Here is a 23653-nt window from a genome sequence, read left to right as displayed (position 1 = left end):
CTGATGCGCGCACATGAGGCAGGAGCCCTGCACGGCCAGGCCGGCTCACGCGGGCCGGCGTGGCTCGATCTTCCAGAGGATCCCAACGAGTTGGTGCCACAGCTGTGGCCGGCGACGGTACGCAAGGTCGACGGCGTACTCACTGCAGGCGGCGTCTCGATGCTCGACATCGCACGCGAGTACGGCACACCTACCTACGTCGTCGATGAGCACGACTTCCGTAGCCGCGCCCGGGCGTTCCGCGAGGCGTTCGTCGGCTGGGACGTCTACTACGCGGGCAAGGCGTTCCTGTGCACGACGACAGCGCGGTGGGTGCATGAGGAAGGCCTACGTCTCGACGTCTGCACAGGCGGCGAGCTCGCGGTGGCACTCCGCGCCGGTGTTCCTGCGGCCGACATCGGCCTACACGGCAATAACAAGTCGCGTCGTGAGCTCGTACGCGCGCTCGATGCGGGCGTCGGCCGGATCATCGTCGACTCGCACGACGAGATCGACCGCATCGTCGAGATCGCGACCGAGCTCGGAGTGACGGCGCGCGTCATGGTGCGGGTGACCGCCGGAGTAGAGGCGCACACACACGAGTACATCGCGACCGCGCACGAGGACCAGAAGTTCGGCCTTTCGATCACCGAGGGCGAGGCGCTCGAGGCAGTCCGTCGCATCGTCGACGAGCCGAGCATGGAGTTCCGCGGCGTGCACTCGCACATCGGCTCGCAGATCTTCGACACGTCCGGCTTCGAGGTCGCGGCGCGACGGGTCGTCGGGCTGCACGCGCAGATCATCAAGGAATGCGGCTACACCCCGCCCGAGCTCGACCTCGGCGGCGGCTTCGGTATCGCCTACACCACGCAGGACGACCCCTCGACACCAGCACAGCTCGCGGCGGGGATGCGTGAGATCGTCGCCTACGAGTGCGGGGCGCTCGGGGTCGCAATGCCGAAGCTGTCGATCGAGCCGGGTCGTGCGATCGCCGGCCCGTCGACGTTCACCCTCTACGAGGTCGGCACGGTCAAGCCGGTCGCCCTCGACGGCGGCGCGACCCGCACGTACGTATCGGTCGACGGCGGCATGAGTGACAACATTCGTACCGCGCTGTACGACGCCGACTACTCGTGCACACTCGCTTCGCGCCGCTCCGAGGTCGAACCAACGCTCACGCGCGTCGTCGGCAAACACTGCGAGTCGGGCGACATCATCGTCAAAGACGAGTTCCTGCCCGGCGATCTGGCGGTCGGTGACCTCATTGCCGTGCCGGGCACCGGTGCGTACTGCCGCTCCATGGCGAGCAACTACAACCATGTGCCGAAGGCCGCGGTCGTCGCCGTACGCGACGGCGAGGCCCGGTTGATGCTACGTCGCGAGACCGAAGACGAGATGCTCGCGCTCGACGTCGGCTACTGAACTCAACCTTCTTGCGCACTCACCGCCTCTAGGGGGTAGGTGCGGACCACCGGGGTTCACGCCGGAAGGGACGAGTTGTGAAGGCAGACGACCGCGAAGCGTTCGTTGAGTTTGCCTCGGCGCGCTCGGCTGCGTTGCTCCGTTATGCGTATCTGTTGCTGGGTGACCGGCAACTTGCCGAGGACCTCCTACAGGAGTCGCTGACAAAGACCTATGTCGCGATGCCTCGGCTGCGCGACCGGCATCGACTCGAGGCGTACGCACGCAAGACGCTCACTCGAACCGCCATCTCGTGGTGGCGGCGTAAGGGTTGGTCGGCGGAGAAGCCGCGCGACGACGTGCCGGAGTCCGGCGGAAGTACGCACGGTGACGATGTGGTCGATCGTGCCTGGATGTGGGGCGAGCTGCAGATCTTGCCGAGCAAGCAACGCGCCGCGATCGTTCTCCGCTTCTACGAGGACTGCACGTACAGCGAGATTGCCGAAGCCATGAACTGTGCCGAGGGCACTGCCAAGAGTCAGGTATCGCGGGGGTTGGACCGCCTGCGTATGCGGATCGGTCGCGACGCTGTGCCTGCGAAGCCGGAGGTGAAGACAACATGACCGAGCTACTGAGCGACACTTTGCGCGAACGCGCCGACGACGTCGGTCGCCCGATGGTCGACTTCGAGGCCGTGATGAAGACGGGTGACCGTCGCCGAAAGCGGCGCGGTGCGCTGGTCGTCGCGGGCGCCGCGGCGATCTGCGCGATAGTCGGCGTCGGCGCCGTACAAATCGCCGGTACATCTGAGGGGGCTAACCCTCCGGAATACTCGCACCAGGACGCTTTCGCGGAGCGCAAGGTGACGTACGCGGCCGGGTCGACGATCCACTACGGCGATACGACGATCGACGTGGGCAAGGACATCGAGGCCTTCGTGCAAACCGATGACGGCTTTGTGTTCACCGATTCTGAGGGGACCGCATACTTCGCCGACGGTTCGGCCGTCGGCACCCTCGATCACGGGGTCGGCAAACTACGTGCGGACGAAGCCGGTTCGTACGTGGCGTGGACCGCCGACAGTTCGGGTACCGAGGACGCCGTCGTGTTCGACACCTCCTCAGGCGCCGAGGTGGCTCGGGTACCACTGGATGCGCGCCGAGCCGATGACGCCCGAGTCGCCGCCGTCGACGGCTCCGACGTGTACGTCACCGACGGCCGGCAGTTGAAACAGATCGACGCCACGAGCGGCGAGGTCGCGCGCCTGCGCGGCGGAATACCCGAGACCTACCACATCGGTGACGTCGAAGACGGCTTGATCCTGCGACAACTCGACGCCGGGTACGACCTCGATCGAACCGTCCCGCGAGGCACGGTGATCAGCCGCGACCCGATGGCGACCAGGCCGCGTACGGTCGAGTTTGCCCACTCACTGTCGCCAGGAGCGACGTACGTCGCGGGAGGCCCGGCGACGGAACACGTCTACGACACTCGAACCGTCGAGCGGATCGACTTCGACGCCCAGGGGTACGACGACCTACTGGTGAGCCGATGGCTGGACGATGACACCGTTGCGATGATGGGACTGCGCGAAAATGCGGGCCCCTCGGGAGACCTGCAGATCTCCCTGCTGCGCTGCGAGGTGCCGTCCGGGAAGTGTGAACTCGCCGCGGACGCTCTGCCTGGGGATGTGAAGGTCCCGATCGGGGAGGACGTCTTCCATTAGGTCGGGGCCGCGTCCCGCATCCCAAACCGGTGGTCGCGGGGCAGCGTCGCGTCGATAGGCTGTCGGGGTGACTTCCCACAATGGTCGGCCTGTCCTCCGGGTAGCGCTTCTCGGGTGCGGCAACGTCGGATCCGACGTTGCGCGGATCCTGTTGCGCGATGCCGACGAGCTCGAGCAGCGTATTGGTGCGCGGCTCGAGCTCGCGGGCGTCGCCGTACGCCGCCTCGACCGCGAGCGCGGTGTCGAGCTCGACCCCGGCCTGGTGACGACTGACGCGCATGAGCTCGTCACTCGCGACGACGTCGACGTAGTGGTCGAGGTGATCGGCGGCATCGAGCCTGCGCGCGAGCTCATCCTCGCGGCGCTGGCCGCCGGCAAGTCTGTCGTCACCGCCAACAAGGCGTTGCTCGCCGAAGACGGCGAGACGCTTGCAGAGGCCGCAACCGCCGCCGAGCGCGACCTGTACTACGAGGCCGCGGTCGCGGGTGCGATCCCGATCGTGCGTCCGTTGCGCGACTCACTTGTCGGTGACCACGTCAACCGCGTGCTCGGCATCGTCAACGGCACCACCAACTACGTCCTCGACGCCATGACGACGACCGGCGCCGGCTTCTCCGATGCGCTCGACAAGGCGCAGGAGCTCGGGTACGCCGAGGCCGACCCGACGGCAGACATCGAAGGCTTCGACGCGGCGGCCAAGGCGGCGATTCTCGCCAGCCTCGCGTTCCACACCCGAGTGACGATCGCCGATGTGCACCGTGAGGGCATCACCGAGGTCTCGGCAGCAGATGTACGCGCAGCCGCCGAGATGGGATGTGTGGTCAAGCTGCTCGCCATCTGCGATCGGATCGACACGCCTACCGGATCGGCGGTGTCGGCACGGGTGCACCCGGTGATGATCCCCGACACCCATCCACTCGCCAGTGTGCGCGAGGCGTACAACGCGGTGTTCGTCGAGAGCGAGTCGGCCGGCGAGTTGATGTTCTACGGTCCTGGAGCAGGCGGGGCGCCAACGGCGAGCGCGGTGCTCGGCGATCTGATGGCGGTTGCTCGCCACCGGTTGCAGGGCGTACGCGGACCTGCGGAGTCGATGCATGCGAGCGCCGAGGTACTCGACGTGGGCAGGGCACGCACTCGCTACCACATCTCGATCGACGTCGACGACAAGCCGGGCGTACTCGCAACGGTCGCACATGCCTTCGCCGAGCATGGTGTGTCGATCAAGACCGTTCGTCAGGAGGGCCGCGGCGATGATGCGCAGCTCGTCGTCGTGACTCATGAAGCCGAAGACGCCGCGCTTTCGACGACCGTGCGCGGGCTACGCGATCTCGCGATGGTCCGCGATGTCTCCTCCGTGATGCGCGTAGAGGGAGGTCCGCGATGACCATGACCGATGGTTCGACGGCGCGCCGTACGCACCAGTGGCGCGGGGTGATCGAGGAGTACCGGGACTGGCTGCCGGTCTCCGCAGATACGCCGGCAGTGACGTTGCGCGAGGGCGGCACCCCGCTCGTAGACGCCGGCTGGCTGTCCGAGCGCACGGGCTGCGAGGTGCGACTCAAGGTCGAGGGCGACAATCCGACCGGCTCGTTCAAGGACCGCGGTATGACCGTCGCGATCACGAAGGCGGCCGAGTCCGGAGCGCGTGCGGTCGTCTGTGCGTCGACGGGCAACACCTCGGCGTCGATGGCGGCATACGCGTCGCGCGCGCGGCTCAGCCCGCTCGTCCTCGTCCCACACGGACGCATCGCGGCCGGCAAGATGGCGCAGGCACTGATGCACGGCGCGCAGGTCATCCAGGTACGCGGCGGGTTCGACGACTGCCTCACGACCGCCCGTGGCCTGGCCGACGAGTACCCGGTTGCCCTCGTGAACTCCGTCAACCGCATGCGCTTGGAGGGCCAGAAGACGGCATCGTTCGAGATCGTCGACGCGCTCGGTGACGCGCCCGACATCCACGTGATGCCGGTCGGCAACGCGGGCAACATCTCGGCATACTGGCTCGGCTACACCGAGTACGCGCGCGCGGGCGCGTCCACGCACAGCCCGCGGCTCTGGGGGTTCCAAGCCGAGGGCGCGGCGCCGATCGTTCGCGGAGAGCCGGTGTCCGACCCCGACACGGTCGCAACGGCGATCCGCGTCGGCAACCCGGCGTCGTGGGACCTTGCGGTCAATGCGCGTGACGAGTCGGCTGGCCGCATCGACGCCGTCACGGATCAGCAGATCCTGCAGGCACAGCGCGACCTCGCGTCGCGCGACGGCGTGTTCATCGAGCCTGGCTCGGCGGCCGGCGTCGCGGGGCTCCTCGCCGCCGCTGACGACGGTCGGCTCGACGCCGGCCAGCGGGTCGTAGTGACAGTCACCGGGCACGGACTCAAGGACATCGATACGGCACTCTCGGGTCGCGGACCGATCGTCGATGAGGTCGTCGACGCAGACGTACGCTCCGCTGCCGAGGCGGCCGGACTGACATGAGCCTTCGCTTCTCGTCGCGTCCGGTCAGAATCGCGTCGCCGGCCACGAGTGCGAACCTCGGGCCCGGGTACGACGCGATGGCGCTGGCTCTGGCCTACGGCGACGAGATCACTGCGGAAACGACCGACGCCGGTGTTCACGTCGAGGTCGACGGGGTAGGGGCGGCAGACCTGCCGACCGATGAACGTCATCTGGTCGCGGTGGCCATGCTGGCTGCCTTCGACGCGATGGGCGACCGGCCGCCTGGTTTGCGCCTTCGCTGCGTCAACCGCATTCCCCATGCACGTGGGATGGGCTCGTCTTCGGCGGCGATCGTCGGTGGCATCGTCGCGGCCCGCGAGTTGGTCGAAGGTGGTGCGCAGCTGTTGCCCGACTCCGAGGCGCTGCGGCTCGCGACCCGGTTGGAGGGCCATCCCGATAACGTCGCCGCGGCGCTTCTCGGCGGGCTCGTGATCGCGTGGACCGACCTTGATGTTGTCGACGCCGTGCACATTCCGGTGGAGGCCTCCGTCGTGGTGTTCGTACCCCCGTACGAGGTCGCAACCGGTGATGCGCGCGAGCTGCTGCCGAGCGACGTCCCGCATGCGGACGCGGCCCGCAACACCGGCCGCGCGGCATTGCTCGTCGCTGCACTCGGTGGGCGTCGCAACCTGCTCCTTGCCGCGACCCAGGACGAGCTACACCAGGCGTACCGCTCTCCGGTGATGGCGGAGTCGTTCGAGTTCATGTCCGAGCTGCGCGATACGGAGGTCCCCGCCGTGATCTCCGGTGCGGGGCCGACCGTGCTGGCATTCGCGGGAGATGCGGCCGATACCGACACCCTGATGGCGCGGTGTCCGACGGGGTGGCTGGCACGTGGACTGGAGGCGAGCAATTCGGGTGCACATCCGATCCCTGTCTGAAGGATGACGAATCGGCGAGTCGTTACCCCCTGTGGGAACATCTGGACCACCGTGGGTGTTAGAGTCTTCGGCAGTGGTCCGAATCCGGACCGGGCCCTCGAGCCCTGCCGCTTCGGCCACTCATCTCCCACCACGTTGTGAGGGTTCCCGGGCGCTCTGGTGTGAAATCTTGGGCCACCGGTGCCGCGGTGCGGCTCGTACGACGTGCGGAGAATCCACCGTTTTCGTAAACCTCGTCTGCCAGATGCGGACGAGTCCGCGTACACGGATATCCCGGTACGCGTCCAGGACTCGGGACGGTCACTGGTTACCGCTCCCGACCGAACGTGGGAAGGACCTCACGTGTCAGACACACAGACTTTCACCCCTGACGCCGGCGATTCCGGTGCCGAGGCCGCAGAAGCGGCATCGTCGGCACCTCGCCGTCGCAGCGGAGGGGGACTCAACGGCAAGGTGATCGCCGAGCTGCAGCAGATCGCCAGCGGCCTTGGCATCAAGGGCACTGGCCGGATGCGCAAGAGCGCCCTGATCGAGGCCATCCAGGCCGCACAGCAGGGTGGTTCTGCTCAGCCCGTCGCCGCGGCGACGGCCAAGTCCGCGGCAGGCGAGGAGCCTGCGACGTTGCCGATCGACGCCCCGCCGGCGAGCGACAAGGCACCGGCGAGTGATGAACAGCAGGACCAGGGCGCATCCCGCAAGGGCGGCGACCGCTCCGGCTCCAAGAAGCAGGACGACAAGCGAGACGACCGCAAGTCCGATCGCGCGGGCGCCAAGGACGAGCGCACCGACAAGCGGGACGAGCAGAAGCGCGACGACAAGCGCGACGACCGTACGTCCGACGGCTCGGGCGCCAAGGACGAGCGCTCCGATCAGAAGCAGGACGACAAGCGCGACGAGCAGAAGCGCGATCAGCAGCGCGGCAATGACCAGCGCAACGACCAGCAGCGCGGCAACGACCAGCGCAACGACCGTAACGAGAGCGGCGGGCGTCGTCGCCGCAGCCGCAACCGCAACCGCGGACGCGACCGTCGTGGCCCGGAGTCCGAGCCGACTGTCAACGAGGACGACGTCCTGATCCCCGCCGCGGGCATCCTCGACGTGCTCGACAACTACGCGTTCGTGCGTACCAGCGGCTACCTCCCCGGTCCGAACGACGTGTACGTATCGCTGTCGATGGTCCGCAAATGGGGCTTGCGCAAGGGCGATGCGATCGTCGGCCAGGTACGCCAGACCCGCGAAGGCGAGCGCAAGGAGAAGTTCAACCCGCTCGTACGCATCGAGTCGATCAACGGTATGGAGGTCGAGGAGGCGAAGAAGCGCGTCGACTTCTCCAAGCTCACGCCGCTGTACGCCTCGGAGCGCCTCCGTCTCGAAACCGAGGCATCGGCATACACGACTCGCATCATCGACATCGTCGCGCCGATCGGCAAGGGTCAGCGTGGTCTCATCGTCTCGCCGCCCAAGGCCGGTAAGACGATGATCATGCAGTCGATCGCGAACGCGATCACCACCAACAACCCCGAGTGCCATCTGATGGTCGTGCTCGTCGACGAGCGGCCAGAAGAAGTCACGGACATGCAGCGCACCGTCAACGGCGAGGTCATCGCCTCGACGTTCGACCGGCCTGCCGACGACCACACGACGGTCGCGGAGCTGGCGATCGAGCGCGCGAAGAGGCTCGTCGAGCTCGGCCACGACGTCGTCGTGCTGCTCGACTCGATCACCCGCCTCGGCCGCGCGTACAACCTCGCGGCGCCCGCAAGCGGGCGAATCCTGTCCGGTGGCGTCGACTCGTCGGCGCTGTACCCGCCGAAGCGGTTCTTCGGCGCCGCCCGCAACATCGAGGACGGCGGTTCGCTGACCATCCTCGCCTCGGCGCTGGTGGAAACCGGCTCGAAGATGGACGAGGTCATCTTCGAGGAGTTCAAGGGCACCGGCAACATGGAGCTCCGGCTGCGGCGGGAGTTCGCCGACAAGCGCATCTTCCCGGCCATCGACGTCGACGCCTCCGGTACGCGCCGCGAGGAGCTGCTGATGAGCAAGGAGGAGCTGTCGGTCGTCTGGAAGCTCCGCCGGGTGCTGTCGGGCCTCGACGGCCAGCAGGCGCTCGAGCTGATGCTGGAGAAGCTCAAGAACACCAAGAGCAACGTCGAGTTCCTGATGCAGGTCAACAAGACGACTCCGGTTGCGAACGGCCGGCGCAACGGCAACGGCGACGACTGAGCACGCCAACAGCGAATTGCTTCGCGTGACGATGCCTCCGACAGCCATGCTGTCGGAGGCATCGTCTAGTTTTCGCCCGTGACCGAAGTACGCGCGCCTGCCTCGCCCAAGCTCCCCGATGACCTGGCCGTTGCCGAGTCACTGCACACCGATACGGCCGTGGAGCGGTCTTCGTACTCCGGCGTCGACCTCGGCGCGGCCGAGTTCGAGCTGACCGATCTCGGCGAGTGCCGAGTCCACTCCAGTCGCTGGGCGACGACGCGCTGGCGACGGTGCGTGTTCAGCGACTGTGTCGTCGACGAGTCCGATCTCGGCAACGCCGTGTTCGTCGACTGCGGTTGGCAGCGCATGGCGGTGACACGCAGCCGGCTCACGGGCCTCGACGTCTCGGCCTGCACGTTGCAGAACCTCCGCTTCACCGGCTGTGCGCTCGATCTGTCCAACTGGCGATTCGCGAAGGTGCGCAAGGCCGTCTTCGAGGGCTGCAAGGTGTCCGAAGCCGATTTCGGGTCGGCCTCGATGAGCGACGTTCGGTTCGTCGACTGCGATCTGACGGGGGCGGAGTTCCGCGAGGTGCGCCTCGACCGGGTGCGTTTCGAGGCGTGCACTCTCGACGGTATCGGCGGTGTGACCAGCCTTGCAGGAGCCACCATCGATCCGCTCGATCTGATCGGTCTGAGCCATCAGTTGGCGGAGGCGCTCGGCATCACCATCGCCAGCTCGCGGTCTTCGGTGCCTGAGTAGACTTCAGGTCCTGGCGAGGCGAGGAGCAGCGATGACCACCGCGTACGACTTCGAGGCCACCGGTATCGACGGGGCGCAGCAAGCCCTCGACGACTACCGCGGCAAGGTGCTGCTCGTCGTCAACACCGCCTCCAAATGCGGGTTCACGCCGCAGTACGAGGGCCTCGAGGAGCTCTATCGCACGTACGCCGAGCGCGGGTTCGTCGTGCTCGGCTTCCCGTGCAACCAGTTCAACAGCCAGGAGCCGGGCGATGAGACCGAGATCGCGAACTTCTGCTCCACGACGTACGACGTGACGTTCCCGATGTTCGCGAAGGTCGACGTCAACGGCGACGACGCGCATCCGCTGTATCGCTGGTTGAAGGGCGAGCAAGGCGGCGTACTCGGCGATCGGATCAAGTGGAACTTCACCAAGTTCCTGGTCGACCGCGAGGGCAACGTCGTCAAGCGGTACGCGCCGGCGACGAAACCGGACAAGCTCGCGGGCGATATCGAGGCACTGCTCTAGGCCGGACCGTCCGGAATACCGCACCCTCGATTGGCGTTGTGCACGACGTCAGTGAGAGACTGGCCGACGGTCCTGGTTCACGGCTCCATCCGGAGGCGACCCAGGGCACGACGTCTGAGAGGAAACCCATGAAGCGCGACATCCATCCCGAGTACGTGCTGACCCAGGTCACCTGTACTTGTGGCAACTCGTTCACCACGCGCAGCACCAAGTCCGACGGCGCCATGCACGCCGATGTGTGCTCGCAGTGCCACCCGTTCTACACCGGCAAGCAGAAGATTCTCGACACCGGTGGTCGCGTCGCCCGCTTCGAGAAGCGGTACGCGAAGAAGTAGCTGCGTTCCGGCGCCGACCCGGCGAGCCTCGCGCTCGCGGGTCGGCGCCGTCGTCATGTTCGGATCCGCAGCCTGAGGAGTATCGATGTTCGAGGCAGTCGAATCGCTGGTCGCTGAGCAGACGGACCTCGAACGCCGGCTCGCGGAGCCCGATGTGCACTCCGATCCCGCGACGGCGAAGCGACTCGGGCAGCGATACGCCGAAGTCAGTTCGATCGTGCGGACTTACCGCGAGTGGCAGCGCGCGGGTGACGACGCCGAGGCTGCGCGCGAGCTGAGCGCCGACGATCCCGCATTCGCGGCCGAGGCAGAGTCGCTGGACGAGCAGCGCGACGAGCTCGCCGAGCGTCTGCGACGGCTGCTCGTACCCCGCGATGCCGCCGACTCGAAGGACACCATCCTGGAGATCAAGGCCGGCGAGGGCGGCGAGGAGTCGGCATTGTTCGCCGGTGATCTGTTCCGGATGTACACCCGGTACGCAGAGAACCGCGGCTGGAAGACCGAAGTGCTCGACTCGACGGAGTCCGACCTCGGCGGCTTCAAGTCCGTGACGCTCGCGGTCAAGGCGAAGGGCACACCCGAGCCGGGGGAGGCACCGTACTCGTTGCTGAAGTTCGAGGGCGGTGTGCACCGCGTGCAGCGGGTGCCGGTCACCGAGTCGCAGGGGCGGGTGCACACGTCGGCCGCCGGGGTGCTGGTGCTCCCCGAGGCCGAAGCGATCGATGTCGAGATCCACGACAATGACCTGCGCATCGACGTCTACCGTTCGTCCGGCCCGGGCGGGCAGAGCGTCAACACCACCGACTCGGCGGTACGTATCACCCACCTGCCGACGGGAATCGTCGTCAGCATGCAGAACGAGAAGAGCCAGCTCCAGAACAAGGAGCAGGCCTTGCGAGTGCTGCGCTCGCGGCTGCTCCAGGCCGCGCAGGACGAAGCCGACGCGCAGGCCTCCGATGCGAGGCGGTCGCAGGTACGCACCGTCGACCGATCCGAGCGGATTCGTACGTACAACTTCCCCGAGAACCGCATCTCCGACCATCGGGTCGGATTCAAGGCATACAACCTCGACCAGGTGATGAACGGCGCCCTCGACGATGTGATCGGCGCGTGTGTCGACGCCGATATGCAGGCTCGGCTGTCCGCGGTCGAGTCCGGCGCGACGGACGCCTCGTGACCTCGGCGGCCGATCTGCTCACGTCGGCCGCAGAGCGACTCTCGGCGGCCGGCGTGCCGTCGCCGCGGGTCGACGCGGAGCTACTGCTGGCGCATGTTCTCGACGTGTCGCGCGCGTCGGTGCGCTTCGCGGGCGATCCGTCCGTGGAGCAGATGGCGGCGTACGACGAGCTGGTGAGCCGTCGCGCGGAGCGCGTTCCGCTGCAGCATCTGACCGGGGTCAGCTACTTCCGCCATATCGAGCTCGCCGTCGGCCCCGGCGTATTCGTGCCGCGGCCAGAGACCGAGTCGCTTGCCGGGTGGGCGATCGACTCTGCCGCGGCGCTGGCGGCACCTGTGGTCGTCGACCTGTGCACAGGATCGGGTGCCATCGCCGCATCCGTCGCCGACGAGGTCCCGTCGGCGCAGGTCCATGCCGTCGAGCTGGACCGCGACGCCGTCTCGTACGCCGAACGCAACCTCGCCCGATCGGGAGTCGACCTGCGCTGTGGCGACGTCGCCGATGCGTTCCCAGATCTCGACGGCACCGTCGACGTGGTGGTCGCCAACCCGCCGTACATCCCGCTCGAGGCGTACGAAAGCGTTGCCGCCGAAGCCCGCGACCACGACCCCGATCTCGCCCTGTGGTCGGGCGAGGACGGCCTTGACACCATCCGGGTCATTGAGCGCGTTGCGTACCGTCTGCTTCGTGCCGGAGGTGTAGTCGGGGTCGAGCACGCCGACGTACAGGGGGAGTCCGCGCCCGAGGTCTTCGCCGCCGCGGGTCGCTGGTCGGACGTACGCGACAACCCGGACCTCGCTGGCCGACCGCGCTACCTCACCGCCCGCCGCTCGTCGGCTGAGCCTGCATCCGACGCTCAGCAGCACATGGCACGATAGATCCTCGTGACGAAGCGATACCTGTGCTCGGATGCCGATCAGCTCAGCGACGGTCTGCGGGAGGCCAAGGCGGCGCTCCAGTCCGAGCACCTCGTCGTACTACCTACCGACACCGTGTACGGCATCGCCGCAGACGCGTTCGAGCCGGCGGCTGTACGCAGGCTGCTGCGCGCCAAGGGCCGCGGTCGCGATATGCCGCCGCCTGTACTCGTCGCGGCGGCGACGACGCTCGACGCGTTGGCGACGAACATCCCGGGGTACGCGCGCGACATGGTCGCCGAGCTCTGGCCGGGCGCGTTGACCCTGGTGTGCCGCCAGCAGTCCTCGCTGGCATGGGATCTCGGCGACAACCGCGAGACGGTCGCCGTACGGATGCCGGACAACGAGTACGCGCTCGCACTGCTCAAGCAGACGGGCCCGCTGGCAGTCAGCAGCGCCAACACGCATGGCGATGACGCGGCGACAGATGTGGATGCCGCGGAGGAGATGCTCGGCGACAGCGTCGAGGTCTATCTCGACGGCGGCATCTGCGACGACTCGGCGCCGTCGACCATCGTCGACGTCACCGGACCCGACCCACGGGTGCTGCGGGAGGGTGCGATCCCGCTGGAGCGGCTCAAGGAGTTCAACGAGCATGTGACGGTCGTGTCCTGACCCATGCGTGAGTATCTGATGGTGTTCGTCGCCGCGGTGGCGGTGACGTACCTGCTCGGCGTCGCCGCGCGCGAACTCGCTTTGCGGTTCAACGCCGTTGCGCGCGTACGCGATCGTGACGTGCATGCGATCCCGATCCCGTACTTCGGCGGTGTCGCGATGCTCGGCGGTCTCTGGGCCGCGTACCTCGTCGCCCGAAACCTCCCGTTCCTCTCGCTCGCACAGGACGAGCAGGTCTTCGACCCGGCGCTGGCGGTGCTCGTCGGCGGTACGTGCATCTGTCTCGTCGGCGTCGTCGACGACCTGTTCGAGCTCGATGCGCTGAGCAAGTTCGCGGGGCAGGTCCTCTCGGCGGTCATCGTGGTCGCGATGGGCGTGCAGTTCCTCTGGATCCCCCTGCCGAACAGCGGCATGCAGGGCATCGATCCGATCCAGGTGATCATCTTCACCGTCTTCTGGATCGTCCTCACCGCCAACGCCGTGAACTTCATCGACGGGCTCGACGGACTCGCCGTCGGCGTGATCGCGATCGGCGCCGGGGCGTTCTTCGTCTATGCGTTCATCCTCGCCGTCGAGAACAACCAGCCGCGTGCGATCGCGGCAGCACTGTTGTCCGCGGCCCTCGCCGGCGCGTGCGTCGGCATGCTCCCGCACAACTTCTTCCCGGCTCGGATGTTCATCGGCGACTCGGGGTCGATGCTGCTCGGCCTGGTGCTCGCGTGCTCGGCGGTCACCCTCGTCGGACAGTTCCCGCAGACCAACGTCTCCCAGGGCGTCGGCAACGCGCAGGCCGGCTTCCAGGCCGCGTTGCTGCCGTTGCTGCTCCCGTTCACGATTCTGCTCGTACCGCTGCTCGACCTGGTGATGGCCGTCGTCCGGCGTACGCGCGCGGGCCGCTCGCCGTTCAGCCCCGACAAGATGCACCTGCACCACCGGCTACTCGAGATCGGGCACTCCCAGCGGCGCGCGGTCCTCATCATGTACATGGTCGCGGCGCTGGTCGCTTTCGGCACGGTCATCCTGAGTCTGTTCGCCGGTTGGCAGTCGGTTCTCGGCATCTCGATCCTCGCCGTCGTGACGCTGGGAGTCGCGTTGCTGCTGCCCCGCTTGCGCCAGGAGCCCGCGCCCTGAACGCGCAGGCCAGACCCCGTTTTGCTACCGCAGAACACCTTGTGCTAGTTTTCACAAGCACCATTCACCACCCACGACAGACCGCCCGACCCGTACAGGACGGCCGCCAATGATGACGACCGCGAAGCCACTCGGCGACACCACCGCCGGTGCGATGTTCCGGGGGGCATTCGTGCCGACCGGCGCCGTCGCGATCGTGGCCGTCGCGGTGAGTGCACTCTCGGCCGGGCTCACCGGTCTGTGGGGGTCACTGCTCGGCGCCGCACTCGTCTTCGCGTTCTTCGGTCTGAGCCTGGTCGTGCTCGGCACGACGCGGGCCGCCGATCCGATCCTGGTGCTGATGGTCGCGCTCGCGCTGTACGGCGCCAAGGTGGTCGCCCTCTTCGTGGCGTTCATCCTGCTCAACGCGGCCGATCTCGTCGGCGACCCGTTCCACCGCACGGCACTCGGCGTCACCATCATCGCGTGCACCCTGACCTGGACCGTCGGCGAGATCGTCGGCGCCACACGTCACCGCGAACCTCTTTACGACCTGGGGGAGGCGTGATGTCGCCCGACTGCTACCGTACGGAGCGCAATGAGCGAACCCTCGCCGGAACGGCGTTCGGTCGACCCATGGGCGGCCGTTGGACGGATCGGGGGTGGCGTCCTCTTCTACGGAGCGATCGGGTACCTACTCGACCGATGGTGGGGCACGTCTTTCATGGTGGCGATCGGGGTAGTCCTCGGGGCTGCCCTCGGCATCTACACCGTGTTCGCCACACTGCGCAACAATCCCGAAGACTGACGGCCATAACCGGATCGCCCGTGCTAGCCCACAGCGACCGCTCATCGAACGAGGTGATCGTGTGACCACCGCGAGCAATACCGTGCTTGCCGAGGGATTCCAGGCTCCAGGGCCGGGGGCCTTCGAACTACCGCCCGTCTTCGGCGACGTCACCAAGCCGATGATGCTGCTGGTGCTCTCGGCGATCCTGGTATTCGGCTTCTTCTGGCTCGCCTCGCGTCGTGCGGCGGTCGTTCCCAGCAAGCTGCAGTTCGTCGGCGAGTACGCCTACAACTTCACCCGCAACTCGATCACCCGCGACTCGATCGGTTCGGAGCACTTCCGCAAGTTCGTCCCGTACATCACGGCACTCTTCTTCTTCGTCCTGATCAACAACTTGTACGGACTGCTCCCGTTCCTGCAGTTCCCGTCGTTCTCCCGGGCGAGTTTCGCGTACGGCCTCGCCGCGCTGACCTGGTTGCTCTACAACGGCGCCGGTATCGCCAAACACGGGGTCGGCGGCTACTTCAAGCTGCAGACGATCCCGGGCGGGGTCAAGGGCCCCATCCTCGGTCTGATCATCCCGCTGGAGTTCTTCTCCAACATCTTGGTCCGTCCGTTCACGCTCTGCCTGCGACTGTTCGCGAACATGTTCGCCGGCCACCTGCTGCTGATGCTCTTTGTACTCGGCGGCGAGTACCTCATCTTCGACGCCAGCTCAGCTCTGTACGCGCCGGTCGGCGTGCTGTCGCTGCTGATGGCGTTGGCAGTCAGCTTCCTGGAGCTGCTGGTGATGTTCCTGCAGGCGTACGTCTTCGCACTTCTCACCGCGATGTACGTCGGCGGGGCGATCGCCGACGAGCACTGAGTCACAGCACCGCTGTGACCTGACAGTCACACAGACCCAACAAGTTTCAACACCGACGCACAAGCGTCACGACGAAAGGAAAAGCCGTGGGAGGCTCGCTCAACATGATCGGGTACGGCCTGGCAGCCATTGGGCCAGGTATCGGCATCGGTCTGATCTTCGCCGCGTACATCAACGGTGTCGCCCGCCAGCCGGAGGCACAGTCGCGACTGCAGGCGATCGCGATTCTCGGCTTCGCTCTCGCCGAGGCGCTCGCCATCATCGGCATCGCGCTCGCGTTCGTCCTCACCGGTTCACTCACCGAGTGACCGGACTCCATCTGAACTAAAAGGCAGGCCACGGTATGACAATCCAGGCTATGAGCGGGGCACAGCTCGCGGCTGAAGAGCCGCAGCCCCTCGCGGTGCACGCCTCGGAGCTCATCCTCGTCATCGTCGTCTTCCTCATCCTCGTCGGGCTCATCTGGAAGTTCGTCGTACCGAACTTCGAGAAGGCGTACGCGGAGCGTACGTCGGCCATCGAAGGCGGGATGAAGGAAGCCAAGGAGGCGCAGGAGGAGGCCAAGGCCGCGCTCGAGAAGTACAACTCGCAGCTCGCGGAGGCACGTCACGAGGCGGCTCGCATCCGTGAAGAGGCGCGCGAGCAGGGTGCGCAGATCGTCGCGGAGATGCGGGAGCAGGCGCAGGCCGAAGCAGACCGAATCACCTCGACAGCGCATCTGCAGGTCGAGGCGGAGAAGTCGCAGGCGCTGCAGCAGGTACGCCGCGAGGTCGGCACGATCGCGACGACGCTCGCCGAGCGCATCGTCGGTGAGTCGCTCGAGGACGAGACGCGTCAGCGTCGCACGGTCGAGCGCTTCATCGAAGACCTCGAGGGCGACGCGAGCCTCAGCGAAGGGGCTCGCTGATGCGCGGAGTGTCGGCGAAGGCGCTCACCTCGGTTCTCGAGTCCGTCGACCAGCAGGTCGAAAACGGCGCCGATGCGCACGGGCTGGGCGATGAGCTGTTCGAGTTCGTCGCGCTGCTCGACTCCGAGCCGGGTCTACGCCGGATCCTCACCGATCCGTCGACCGAGACGACTGCGCAGGAGGGTCTGGTTCACCGGATCCTCGGCGATCGCCTCGGCGCGGCGACGCTCGAGGTCATCGGCACCGCCGTACGCAGCCGCTGGAGTGCGACGCGCGATATGTCCGACGCCCTGGAGCAAGCCGGAGTGGCGGCGCACGTCGCCGGTGCGGACAAAGCCGGTCGGCTCGACGAGGTCGAGGACGAGCTGTTCCGGTTCGGCCGAGTCGTCGTCAGCGACGCGCAGCTGCGTTCCGCGCTGACCGACCGCGGTGTTCCGGCGGGGCCGAAACGTACGCTCGTCGACCGACTGCTCGCCGAGAAGGCATCACCGGCGACCGTTTCGCTGGCGCGCCAGGCGGCGGTGGCTCGGGCCAAGGGGTTCGAGGCAACGCTGGCGGAGTTCGCCGAGTTCGCGGCGTCACGTCGCAACCGTCTGGTCGCGACCGCCCGTGTCGCAGCCGCGCTGTCCGACCAGGAGAAGCAGCGGTTGGCGACGGCGCTCGGCCGCAAGTACGGTCGTGATGTACACGTCAACGTCGTCGTCGACCCGTCGGTCGTCGGAGGCGTCGCCGTAGAGGTCGGCGAAGACATCATCGACGGCACCGTCTCGAGTCGACTCGAGGACGCCCGTCGGCGCATCGCGGGCTGACCAGATCCCGCGCACCACCCAGATTTGCTAGACCGATGAGAAGGCAGGAACACTGAAATGGCGGAGCTCACGATCCGTCCGGAGGAGATCCGCGACGCACTCGCTTCGTTCGTCGCCGACTACCAGCCGGAGTCAACCAAGAGCGAAGAGGTCGGCGTCGTCGCGGAGGCGATGGACGGCATTGCGATCGTCGAGGGGCTGCCCTCGACCATGGCCAACGAGCTGCTCGAGTTCGAGGACGGCACGCTCGGTCTCGCGCTGAACCTCGAGCCGCGCGAGATCGGTGTCGTCATCCTCGGTGACTTCGCCGGGATCGAGGAGGGCCAGTCGGTCCGCCGCACGGGCGAGGTCCTTTCGGTCCCCGTCGGAGACGGATACCTCGGTCGCGTCGTCAACCCGCTCGGCCAGGCGATCGACGGCCTCGGTGACATCGAGACCACCGGCCGCCGCGCGCTGGAGCTGCAGGCGCCCTCGGTTGTCCAGCGTCAGTCGGTGAACGAACCGCTGATGACCGGCATCAAGGCGATCGACTCGATGACGCCGATCGGCCGCGGCCAGCGTCAGCTCATCATCGGCGACCGCCAGACCGGTAAGACCGCCATCGCGATCGACACGATCATCAACCAGAAGGAGTTCTGGGACAGCGGTGATCCCGAGAAGCAGGTCCGCTGCATCTACGTCGGCATCGGTCAGAAGGGCTCGACGATCGCGAGCGTCCGCGGTGCTCTCGAGGAGGCCGGCGCGCTCGAGTACACCACGATCGTGGCCGCGCCCGCGTCCGACTCCGCAGGCTTCAAGTACCTCGCTCCGTACACCGGATCGGCCATCGGCCAGCACTGGATGTACGACAACAAGCACGTGCTGATCGTGTTCGACGACCTGTCCAAGCAGGCCGAGGCCTACCGCGCCGTTTCGCTGCTGCTGCGCCGCCCGCCGGGCCGCGAGGCGTACCCGGGCGACGTGTTCTACCTGCACAGCCGGCTGCTGGAGCGTTGCGCGAAGCTGTCCGACGACCTCGGTGCGGGTTCGATGACCGGTCTGCCGATCGTCGAGACCAAGGCGAACGACGTGTCGGCGTACATTCCGACCAACGTCATCTCGATCACCGACGGCCAGATCTTCTTGCAGTCCGATCTGTTCAACTCCAACCAGCGCCCCGCGGTCGACGTCGGCATCTCGGTGTCGCGAGTCGGCGGTGCGGCGATGAACAAGTCGATGCGCAAGGTGTCGGGTTCGCTGAAGGTCGACCTCGCGCAGTTCCGCGCTATGGAGGCGTTCGCGATGTTCGCATCCGACCTCGACGCCGCGTCGAAGCAGCAGCTGGCTCGTGGTCAGCGGCTGATGGAGCTGTTCAAGCAGGGCCAGTACGCACCGTACCCGGTCGAGGAGCAGGTGCTCTCGATCTACCTCGGCACCTCCGGCAAGCTCGACATCGTCCCGGTCGAAGACGTGCTGCGCTTCGAGCAGGAGTTCATCGAGTACGTCAAGCGCTCCGAGGGCGGCATTCTCGACACGATCCGCGAGTCGGGCAAGTACGAGGACGACACCTCAGAGGCGGTCGACCGCGCGTACGACTCGTTCCTCGACCAGTTCGAGACCAGCGAGGGCGGCACGATCCGCGCTGGTCGCGAAGAGCACGAGGCACTCGCGGACGACGACGTCGAGCAGGAGCAGATCGTCAAGCAGAAGAGGGGCTGACGAGCGATGGCCGTATCGCTCCGCGAGTATCGCGCGAAGATCAGATCGACGCAGTCGATGAAGAAGATCACGCGTGCCATGGAGCTCATCGCCGCCTCGCGCATCATCAAGGCACAGCAGGCGGCGGCCGCGGCGACCCCGTACGCGCGCGAGCTCACCCGTGCAGTCTCGGCGCTTGCGACGTACTCCAACGTCGAGCATCCGTTGACGACCGAGTCGGAGAACCCCAAGCGGGCCGCCGTCCTCGTGATCGCCAGCGACCGGGGTCTTGCCGGTGCGTACGCCTCATCGGCGCTGAAGGAGGCCGAGCGCCTCGTCGAGAAGCTGCGCGAAGAGGGCAAGGAGATCGACCTCTACGTCACGGGTCGCAAGGCGGTCGCGTACTACACCTTCCGTGGTCGCGAGGTCGTGCAGTCGTGGACCGGCTTCTCCGATCATCCGAGCTACGAGGAGGCACGCGAGATCGGCAACACGCTGGTCGACGCGTTCAACACCGACCCGGACGATCCCGAGGCCGAGAACCCGCAGCGTGCAGTCGATGAGCTGCACATCGTGTTCACCAGGTTCCGCAGCATGCTGACGCAGACGCCGGACGTCATCCGGCTGCTGCCGCTCGAGGTCGTCGAAGGCGAGGAGGCTCCGGCCGAGTCGGAGGTCCTGCCTCTGTACGAGTTCGAGCCGAACGCAGCCGAGGTCCTCGATGCGCTGCTGCCGCGCTACGTCCACAGCCGGATCTACTTCTGCCTGCTGCAGGCGGCGGCATCGGAGCTCGCTGCCCGGCAGCGGGCAATGAAGGCCGCAACGGACAACGCCGAGGACCTCATCCAGAAGTACACCCGGATCGCCAACCAGGCCCGCCAAGCCGGTATCACCCAGGAAATCAGCGAGATCGTCGGCGGTGCGAACGCCCTTGCCGACGCGACCGCGGGGAGCGAGTGAGAGAGATGACTGCCACCCTTAACGAAGAGCAGAACACGCAGGCGTCAGCCAGCGTCGGTCGCGTCGCACGAGTGGTCGGACCGGTGCTCGACGTCGAGTTCCCGTCCGATGCGATGCCCGACATCTACAACGCGCTGACGGTCGAAGCCACCATCGGCGGCGAGACGCACGACCTCACCCTCGAGGTCGCTCAGCACATCGGTGACGGCATGGTCCGCGCGATCTCGATGCGCCCGACCGACGGCATCGTGCGCGGCGCGACGGTCACCGACACGGGCGGGCCGATCTCGGTTCCCGTCGGCGACGCGACACTCGGCCACGTGTTCAACACCGTCGGCGACTGCCTCAACCTCGCCGAGGGCGAGAAGCTCGAGGTCAACGAGCGGTGGGGCATCCACCGCAAGGCTCCGGCGTTCGACCAGCTCGAGTCGAAGACCGAGATGTTCGAGACCGGCATCAAGGTGCTCGACCTGCTGACCCCGTACGTCCAGGGCGGCAAGATCGGCCTGTTCGGTGGTGCCGGTGTCGGCAAGACCGTGCTGATCCAGGAGATGATCGCCCGAGTCGCCCGCGACCACGGTGGTGTCTCGGTGTTCGCCGGTGTCGGCGAGCGTACGCGTGAGGGCAACGACCTGATCGTCGAGATGGACGAGTCCGGCGTGCTCGGACAGACCGCGCTCGTGTTCGGTCAGATGGACGAGCCGCCCGGCGCGCGTCTGCGAGTCGCGCTGTCCGCGCTGACGATGGCGGAGTACTTCCGCGACGTACAGAACCAGGACGTGCTGCTGTTCATCGACAACATCTTCCGGTTCACCCAGGCGGGTCAGGAGGTTTCGACCCTGCTCGGCCGGATGCCCTCAGCGGTGGGCTACCAGCCGACGCTTGCCGACGAGATGGGCGTTCTGCAGGAGCGGATCACCTCGACGCGTGGTCACTCGATCACCTCGATGCAGGCGATCTACGTGCCCGCCGACGACTACACCGACCCGGCGCCTGCGACCACCTTCGCGCACCTCGACGCGACGACCGAGCTCAACCGTGAGATCGCGTCGATGGGTATCTACCCGGCCGTCGACCCGCTGACGTCCACGTCGCGGATCCTCGACCCGCGCTACATCTCGCAGGATCACTACAACACCGCGACGCGCGTCAAGCAGATCCTGCAGCGCAACAAGGAGTTGCAGGACATCATCGCGATTCTCGGTGTCGACGAGCTGTCCGAGGAGGACAAGGTCGTCGTCAACCGGGCGCGTCGGATCCAGCGGTTCCTCTCGCAGAACACCTACGTCGCCAAGCAGTTCACCGGCATCGAGGGCTCCACCGTTCCGCTTGCGGAGACCATCGAGGCGTTCACGAAGATCTGTGACGGCGAGTACGACCACGTGGCCGAGCAGGCCTTCTTCATGTGCGGCGGTCTCGACGACGTCGACAAGAAGTGGGCCGATATCCAGAAGAACCTCTGATGTCCGAAGAGGTCCTGCAGGTAGAGCTCGTCGCGGCCGACCGCGTTGTGTGGTCGGGCGATGCGACGAACGTGATCGCGCGTACGGTCGAGGGCGACGTCGGCATCCTGGCGAACCACGCCCCGATGCTGTCGCTGATGGTCGAGGGCGTCGTCGAGATCGAGACCACGGACAACGAGACCTGGGTGGCGGCGGTCGACGCCGGATTCCTGTCCGTTGCCGAGAACCGCGTCTCGATCCTCTCCGAGCAGGCGGTGATGTCGCACGACATCGACCTCGAGCAGGCAAAGCACGACCTCGAGCAGGCTCGGCAGACCGGCTCGCTCGATCTGCCGGCCGAACAACAGCTACGCCGGGCCGAGGCGCGCGTACGCGCGGCCGAGATCGGACGCTGAGGTCAATCCAGACGGTCTGAGAACGTGTAGTAGAGGTCCCGCCAACAAGCCAGTTGGCGGGACCTCTAATATTGTCGGCAGGGTGAATTCTCGGGTTCTCGAGTTCGCCCGGTTTCGATTCCCAGCCGTCGAGAGGGTTTCGCGTTGCCGCCATGGGAGTGGGTCGTTGACTCCATCGGCGTGCTCGTGGTGCTTGCAATCCTGGTCGTCGTGGCCGTGATCGTCCGGCGCCGGCTGCTGGCGCGTGGGGGCGGAACCTTCGAGCTGAGTCTGAACCGACGCCCGCCGGGTTCGAGCGGGAAGGCCGCCCGCGGGTGGACGCTCGGCGTCGGTCGCTATGCCGGTGAGCGACTCGAATGGTTCCGGGTCTTCTCGCTGGGGATGCGTCCGTCGTACACGATCGAACGCGGCCACGTCGAGGTGACCGGGCGGCGGGATCCGGTCGGCCCCGAGGTGTTCGCCCTGTACACCGGCAACGTCGTCGTGGAGTGCCGCTCCGACGACGGCACGATCCAGCTCGCGCTCAGTCCGGAGTCGTTGACCGCGATGCTCGCCTGGCTCGAGTCCGGCCCGCCCGGCCGCGAGTCGGGCAAGGTCATCTGACGGGTAGTGCAGGGCATTAGGAGCGCTCGCCGCCGGGTACCCACAGCACATCGCCCTGCTCTCGGTTCGCGTAGCGGGCCAGGATGAACAGCAGGTCGCTCAGCCGGTTCAGGTAGCGGATGGCGGTGTCGTTCATCGTGTCGCCGTGCTCGGCGTACGCGGCCCAGGCGGAGCGTTCGGCGCGGCGTACGACCGTGCGTGCGACGTGCAGGAGCGCCGCGCTCTGCGAGCCGCCCGGGAGGATGAATGAGCGCAGCTTCTCCAACGGTTCGAGGTAGTGGTCGCACCATTGCTCGAGGCGGTCGACGTAGTCGCTCTCGACGCGCAACGGCGGGTAGGCGGGGTTCTCGACGACCGGCGTCGACAGATCGGCGCCGACGTCGAACAGGTCGTTCTGCACATGCGTGAGCACTTCGACGACGTCCTGGTCGAGCTCGCGCAGGCTGAGCGCGTACCCGATCTGGCTGTTTGCCTCGTCGACGTCGGCGTACGCGAGGAGCCGCAGATCGACCTTGCTCGTCTCGCTCATATCGCCGAGCCGGGTGGTGCCGGCGTCGCCCGTTCGGGTGTAGATGCGGGTCAGGTTCACCATGGCTGTCAGGCTAGCCGTCGGACTCTCGACCGCCGTGCTCGCGTACGAGCATCCGTGCCTCGCCGTACTCCTCCTGCCAGACGAGTACGTCGACGCCGCCGTGTTCGGCGTGGGCCGACGTCGCCCTGATGCCGCCATGGCGAAGAGTGCGAGTGACCCGGTCGGCGGCGTCCTGGGTCGCCACCCTGGTCAGGGGGATCAACAGGCCCCGCCGGCTCGCTCGCCGCTCGCGCACGGGAGTCTGTGCCCAGCGCAGCACGAGGGCGAGGACGGCTATCACGACGAACACGAGGAACGGCATCAGCAAGGGCTGAACCGTCGTGGCCGTCGACGCGAGGTTCATCCCCCAATTCTGGCGCTGTTACAGGAAAAAGTCACTTGTGATGTAAATGTTACTGAGATTCGCACCGAACCGCGGCAACCAGATAGCAGGCTGGTACGTCGTTAGGGTCAAGAGCCCATCGGGGGAGACGCAGAGCT

General features: G+C 66.9%; 27 protein-coding genes. 25 read left to right on the top strand and 2 right to left on the bottom strand.

The genetic code is table 11. From position 1 onward, the window contains the following. The 25 genes from lysA to MU582_15800 all read left to right on the top strand — a co-directional run bounded on the left by lysA (nt 1) and on the right by MU582_15800 (nt 22581). Nucleotides 1-1401 carry a diaminopimelate decarboxylase gene (lysA, locus tag MU582_15920; protein ID UPK77185.1) on the top strand — a complete coding sequence of 467 codons (1401 nt, stop codon included), beginning with the start codon at nt 1-3 and terminating at the stop codon, nt 1399-1401. A gap of 77 nt (nt 1402-1478) precedes the next feature. After that, nucleotides 1479-2003 (top strand): SigE family RNA polymerase sigma factor, encoded by a 525-nt coding sequence (locus tag MU582_15915; protein UPK73911.1) that lies wholly within the window; start codon nt 1479-1481, stop codon nt 2001-2003. Further along, complete coding sequence (locus MU582_15910; protein UPK73910.1) at nt 2000-3106, top strand: hypothetical protein; 1107 nt, start codon at nt 2000-2002, stop codon at nt 3104-3106. The genes MU582_15915 and MU582_15910 overlap by 4 nt, the downstream gene beginning before the upstream one ends. A gap of 67 nt (nt 3107-3173) precedes the next feature. Continuing rightward, nucleotides 3174-4490 carry a homoserine dehydrogenase gene (locus MU582_15905; GenBank protein ID UPK73909.1) on the top strand — a complete coding sequence of 439 codons (1317 nt, stop codon included), beginning with the start codon at nt 3174-3176 and terminating at the stop codon, nt 4488-4490. Then, a complete protein-coding gene (thrC, locus tag MU582_15900) occupies nt 4487-5581 on the top strand; it encodes a threonine synthase (protein ID UPK73908.1) in 1095 nt (364 codons plus the stop codon). The genes MU582_15905 and thrC overlap by 4 nt, the downstream gene beginning before the upstream one ends. Next, nucleotides 5578-6483 (top strand): homoserine kinase, encoded by a 906-nt coding sequence (gene thrB, locus MU582_15895; GenBank protein UPK73907.1) that lies wholly within the window; start codon nt 5578-5580, stop codon nt 6481-6483. The genes thrC and thrB overlap by 4 nt, the downstream gene beginning before the upstream one ends. A gap of 453 nt (nt 6484-6936) precedes the next feature. Continuing rightward, nucleotides 6937-8706 carry a transcription termination factor Rho gene (gene rho / locus MU582_15890; protein UPK77184.1) on the top strand — a complete coding sequence of 590 codons (1770 nt, stop codon included), beginning with the start codon at nt 6937-6939 and terminating at the stop codon, nt 8704-8706. A 78-nt stretch (nt 8707-8784) separates the two neighbouring features. Then, complete coding sequence (locus MU582_15885; protein UPK73906.1) at nt 8785-9450, top strand: pentapeptide repeat-containing protein; 666 nt, start codon at nt 8785-8787, stop codon at nt 9448-9450. A 31-nt stretch (nt 9451-9481) separates the two neighbouring features. Further along, on the top strand, nt 9482-9958 hold the full coding sequence (locus MU582_15880) for a glutathione peroxidase (protein UPK73905.1): 477 nt from the start codon (nt 9482-9484) through the stop codon (nt 9956-9958). Nucleotides 9959-10086: 128 nt separating this feature from the next. Further along, nucleotides 10087-10293: a 50S ribosomal protein L31 gene (gene rpmE / locus MU582_15875; GenBank protein UPK73904.1), complete on the top strand. Its 207-nt coding sequence runs from the start codon at nt 10087-10089 to the stop codon at nt 10291-10293. Nucleotides 10294-10378: 85 nt separating this feature from the next. Beyond that, nucleotides 10379-11470: a peptide chain release factor 1 gene (gene prfA, locus MU582_15870; protein ID UPK73903.1), complete on the top strand. Its 1092-nt coding sequence runs from the start codon at nt 10379-10381 to the stop codon at nt 11468-11470. After that, entirely contained in the window at nt 11467-12348 is an 882-nt protein-coding gene (prmC, locus tag MU582_15865) for a peptide chain release factor N(5)-glutamine methyltransferase (GenBank protein UPK73902.1), read from the top strand. Before prfA ends, prmC begins: the two co-directional genes overlap by 4 nt. A gap of 6 nt (nt 12349-12354) precedes the next feature. Further along, nucleotides 12355-13002, top strand: a complete 648-nt coding sequence (locus tag MU582_15860; protein ID UPK73901.1) for an L-threonylcarbamoyladenylate synthase — start codon at nt 12355-12357, stop codon at nt 13000-13002. Between the two features lie 3 nt (nt 13003-13005). Further along, nucleotides 13006-14133, top strand: coding sequence for an undecaprenyl/decaprenyl-phosphate alpha-N-acetylglucosaminyl 1-phosphate transferase (locus tag MU582_15855; protein UPK73900.1), 1128 nt, complete (start codon nt 13006-13008; stop codon nt 14131-14133). Nucleotides 14134-14242: 109 nt separating this feature from the next. Then, a complete protein-coding gene (locus MU582_15850) occupies nt 14243-14680 on the top strand; it encodes a hypothetical protein (GenBank protein UPK73899.1) in 438 nt (145 codons plus the stop codon). Between the two features lie 30 nt (nt 14681-14710). Next, nucleotides 14711-14920 (top strand): AtpZ/AtpI family protein, encoded by a 210-nt coding sequence (locus MU582_15845; protein ID UPK73898.1) that lies wholly within the window; start codon nt 14711-14713, stop codon nt 14918-14920. A 61-nt stretch (nt 14921-14981) separates the two neighbouring features. Continuing rightward, a complete protein-coding gene (atpB, locus tag MU582_15840) occupies nt 14982-15767 on the top strand; it encodes a F0F1 ATP synthase subunit A (protein ID UPK73897.1) in 786 nt (261 codons plus the stop codon). Between the two features lie 104 nt (nt 15768-15871). Then, on the top strand, nt 15872-16075 hold the full coding sequence (gene atpE, locus MU582_15835; protein ID UPK77183.1) for an ATP synthase F0 subunit C: 204 nt from the start codon (nt 15872-15874) through the stop codon (nt 16073-16075). A gap of 50 nt (nt 16076-16125) precedes the next feature. Continuing rightward, on the top strand, nt 16126-16674 hold the full coding sequence (locus tag MU582_15830; protein UPK73896.1) for a F0F1 ATP synthase subunit B: 549 nt from the start codon (nt 16126-16128) through the stop codon (nt 16672-16674). Next, complete coding sequence (locus MU582_15825) at nt 16674-17483, top strand: F0F1 ATP synthase subunit delta (protein ID UPK73895.1); 810 nt, start codon at nt 16674-16676, stop codon at nt 17481-17483. The genes MU582_15830 and MU582_15825 overlap by 1 nt, the downstream gene beginning before the upstream one ends. A gap of 57 nt (nt 17484-17540) precedes the next feature. After that, nucleotides 17541-19181, top strand: coding sequence for a F0F1 ATP synthase subunit alpha (gene atpA / locus MU582_15820; GenBank protein UPK73894.1), 1641 nt, complete (start codon nt 17541-17543; stop codon nt 19179-19181). Nucleotides 19182-19187: 6 nt separating this feature from the next. Further along, on the top strand, nt 19188-20120 hold the full coding sequence (locus MU582_15815; protein UPK73893.1) for a F0F1 ATP synthase subunit gamma: 933 nt from the start codon (nt 19188-19190) through the stop codon (nt 20118-20120). A gap of 5 nt (nt 20121-20125) precedes the next feature. Beyond that, nucleotides 20126-21583 (top strand): F0F1 ATP synthase subunit beta, encoded by a 1458-nt coding sequence (gene atpD / locus MU582_15810; GenBank protein UPK73892.1) that lies wholly within the window; start codon nt 20126-20128, stop codon nt 21581-21583. Next, complete coding sequence (locus MU582_15805; protein UPK73891.1) at nt 21583-21978, top strand: F0F1 ATP synthase subunit epsilon; 396 nt, start codon at nt 21583-21585, stop codon at nt 21976-21978. Before atpD ends, MU582_15805 begins: the two co-directional genes overlap by 1 nt. Before the next feature lie 144 nt (nt 21979-22122). Continuing rightward, nucleotides 22123-22581, top strand: coding sequence for a DUF2550 domain-containing protein (locus MU582_15800; GenBank protein ID UPK73890.1), 459 nt, complete (start codon nt 22123-22125; stop codon nt 22579-22581). 16 nt (nt 22582-22597) lie between these two features. Here the strand turns inward: MU582_15800 and MU582_15795 are convergent, their stop codons facing one another. Both MU582_15795 and MU582_15790 read right to left on the bottom strand, forming a co-directional pair. Further along, complete coding sequence (locus tag MU582_15795; GenBank protein UPK73889.1) at nt 22598-23173, bottom strand: cob(I)yrinic acid a,c-diamide adenosyltransferase; 576 nt, start codon at nt 23171-23173, stop codon at nt 22598-22600. Nucleotides 23174-23183: 10 nt separating this feature from the next. After that, nucleotides 23184-23516, bottom strand: a complete 333-nt coding sequence (locus MU582_15790) for a hypothetical protein (protein ID UPK73888.1) — start codon at nt 23514-23516, stop codon at nt 23184-23186. Between the last annotated feature and the right edge of the window lie 137 nt (nt 23517-23653).

This window comes from Nocardioidaceae bacterium SCSIO 66511 (assembly GCA_023100825.1).
GTDB lineage: Bacteria > Actinomycetota > Actinomycetes > Propionibacteriales > Nocardioidaceae > Solicola.
This window is presented reverse-complemented; position numbering and strand designations above follow the sequence as displayed.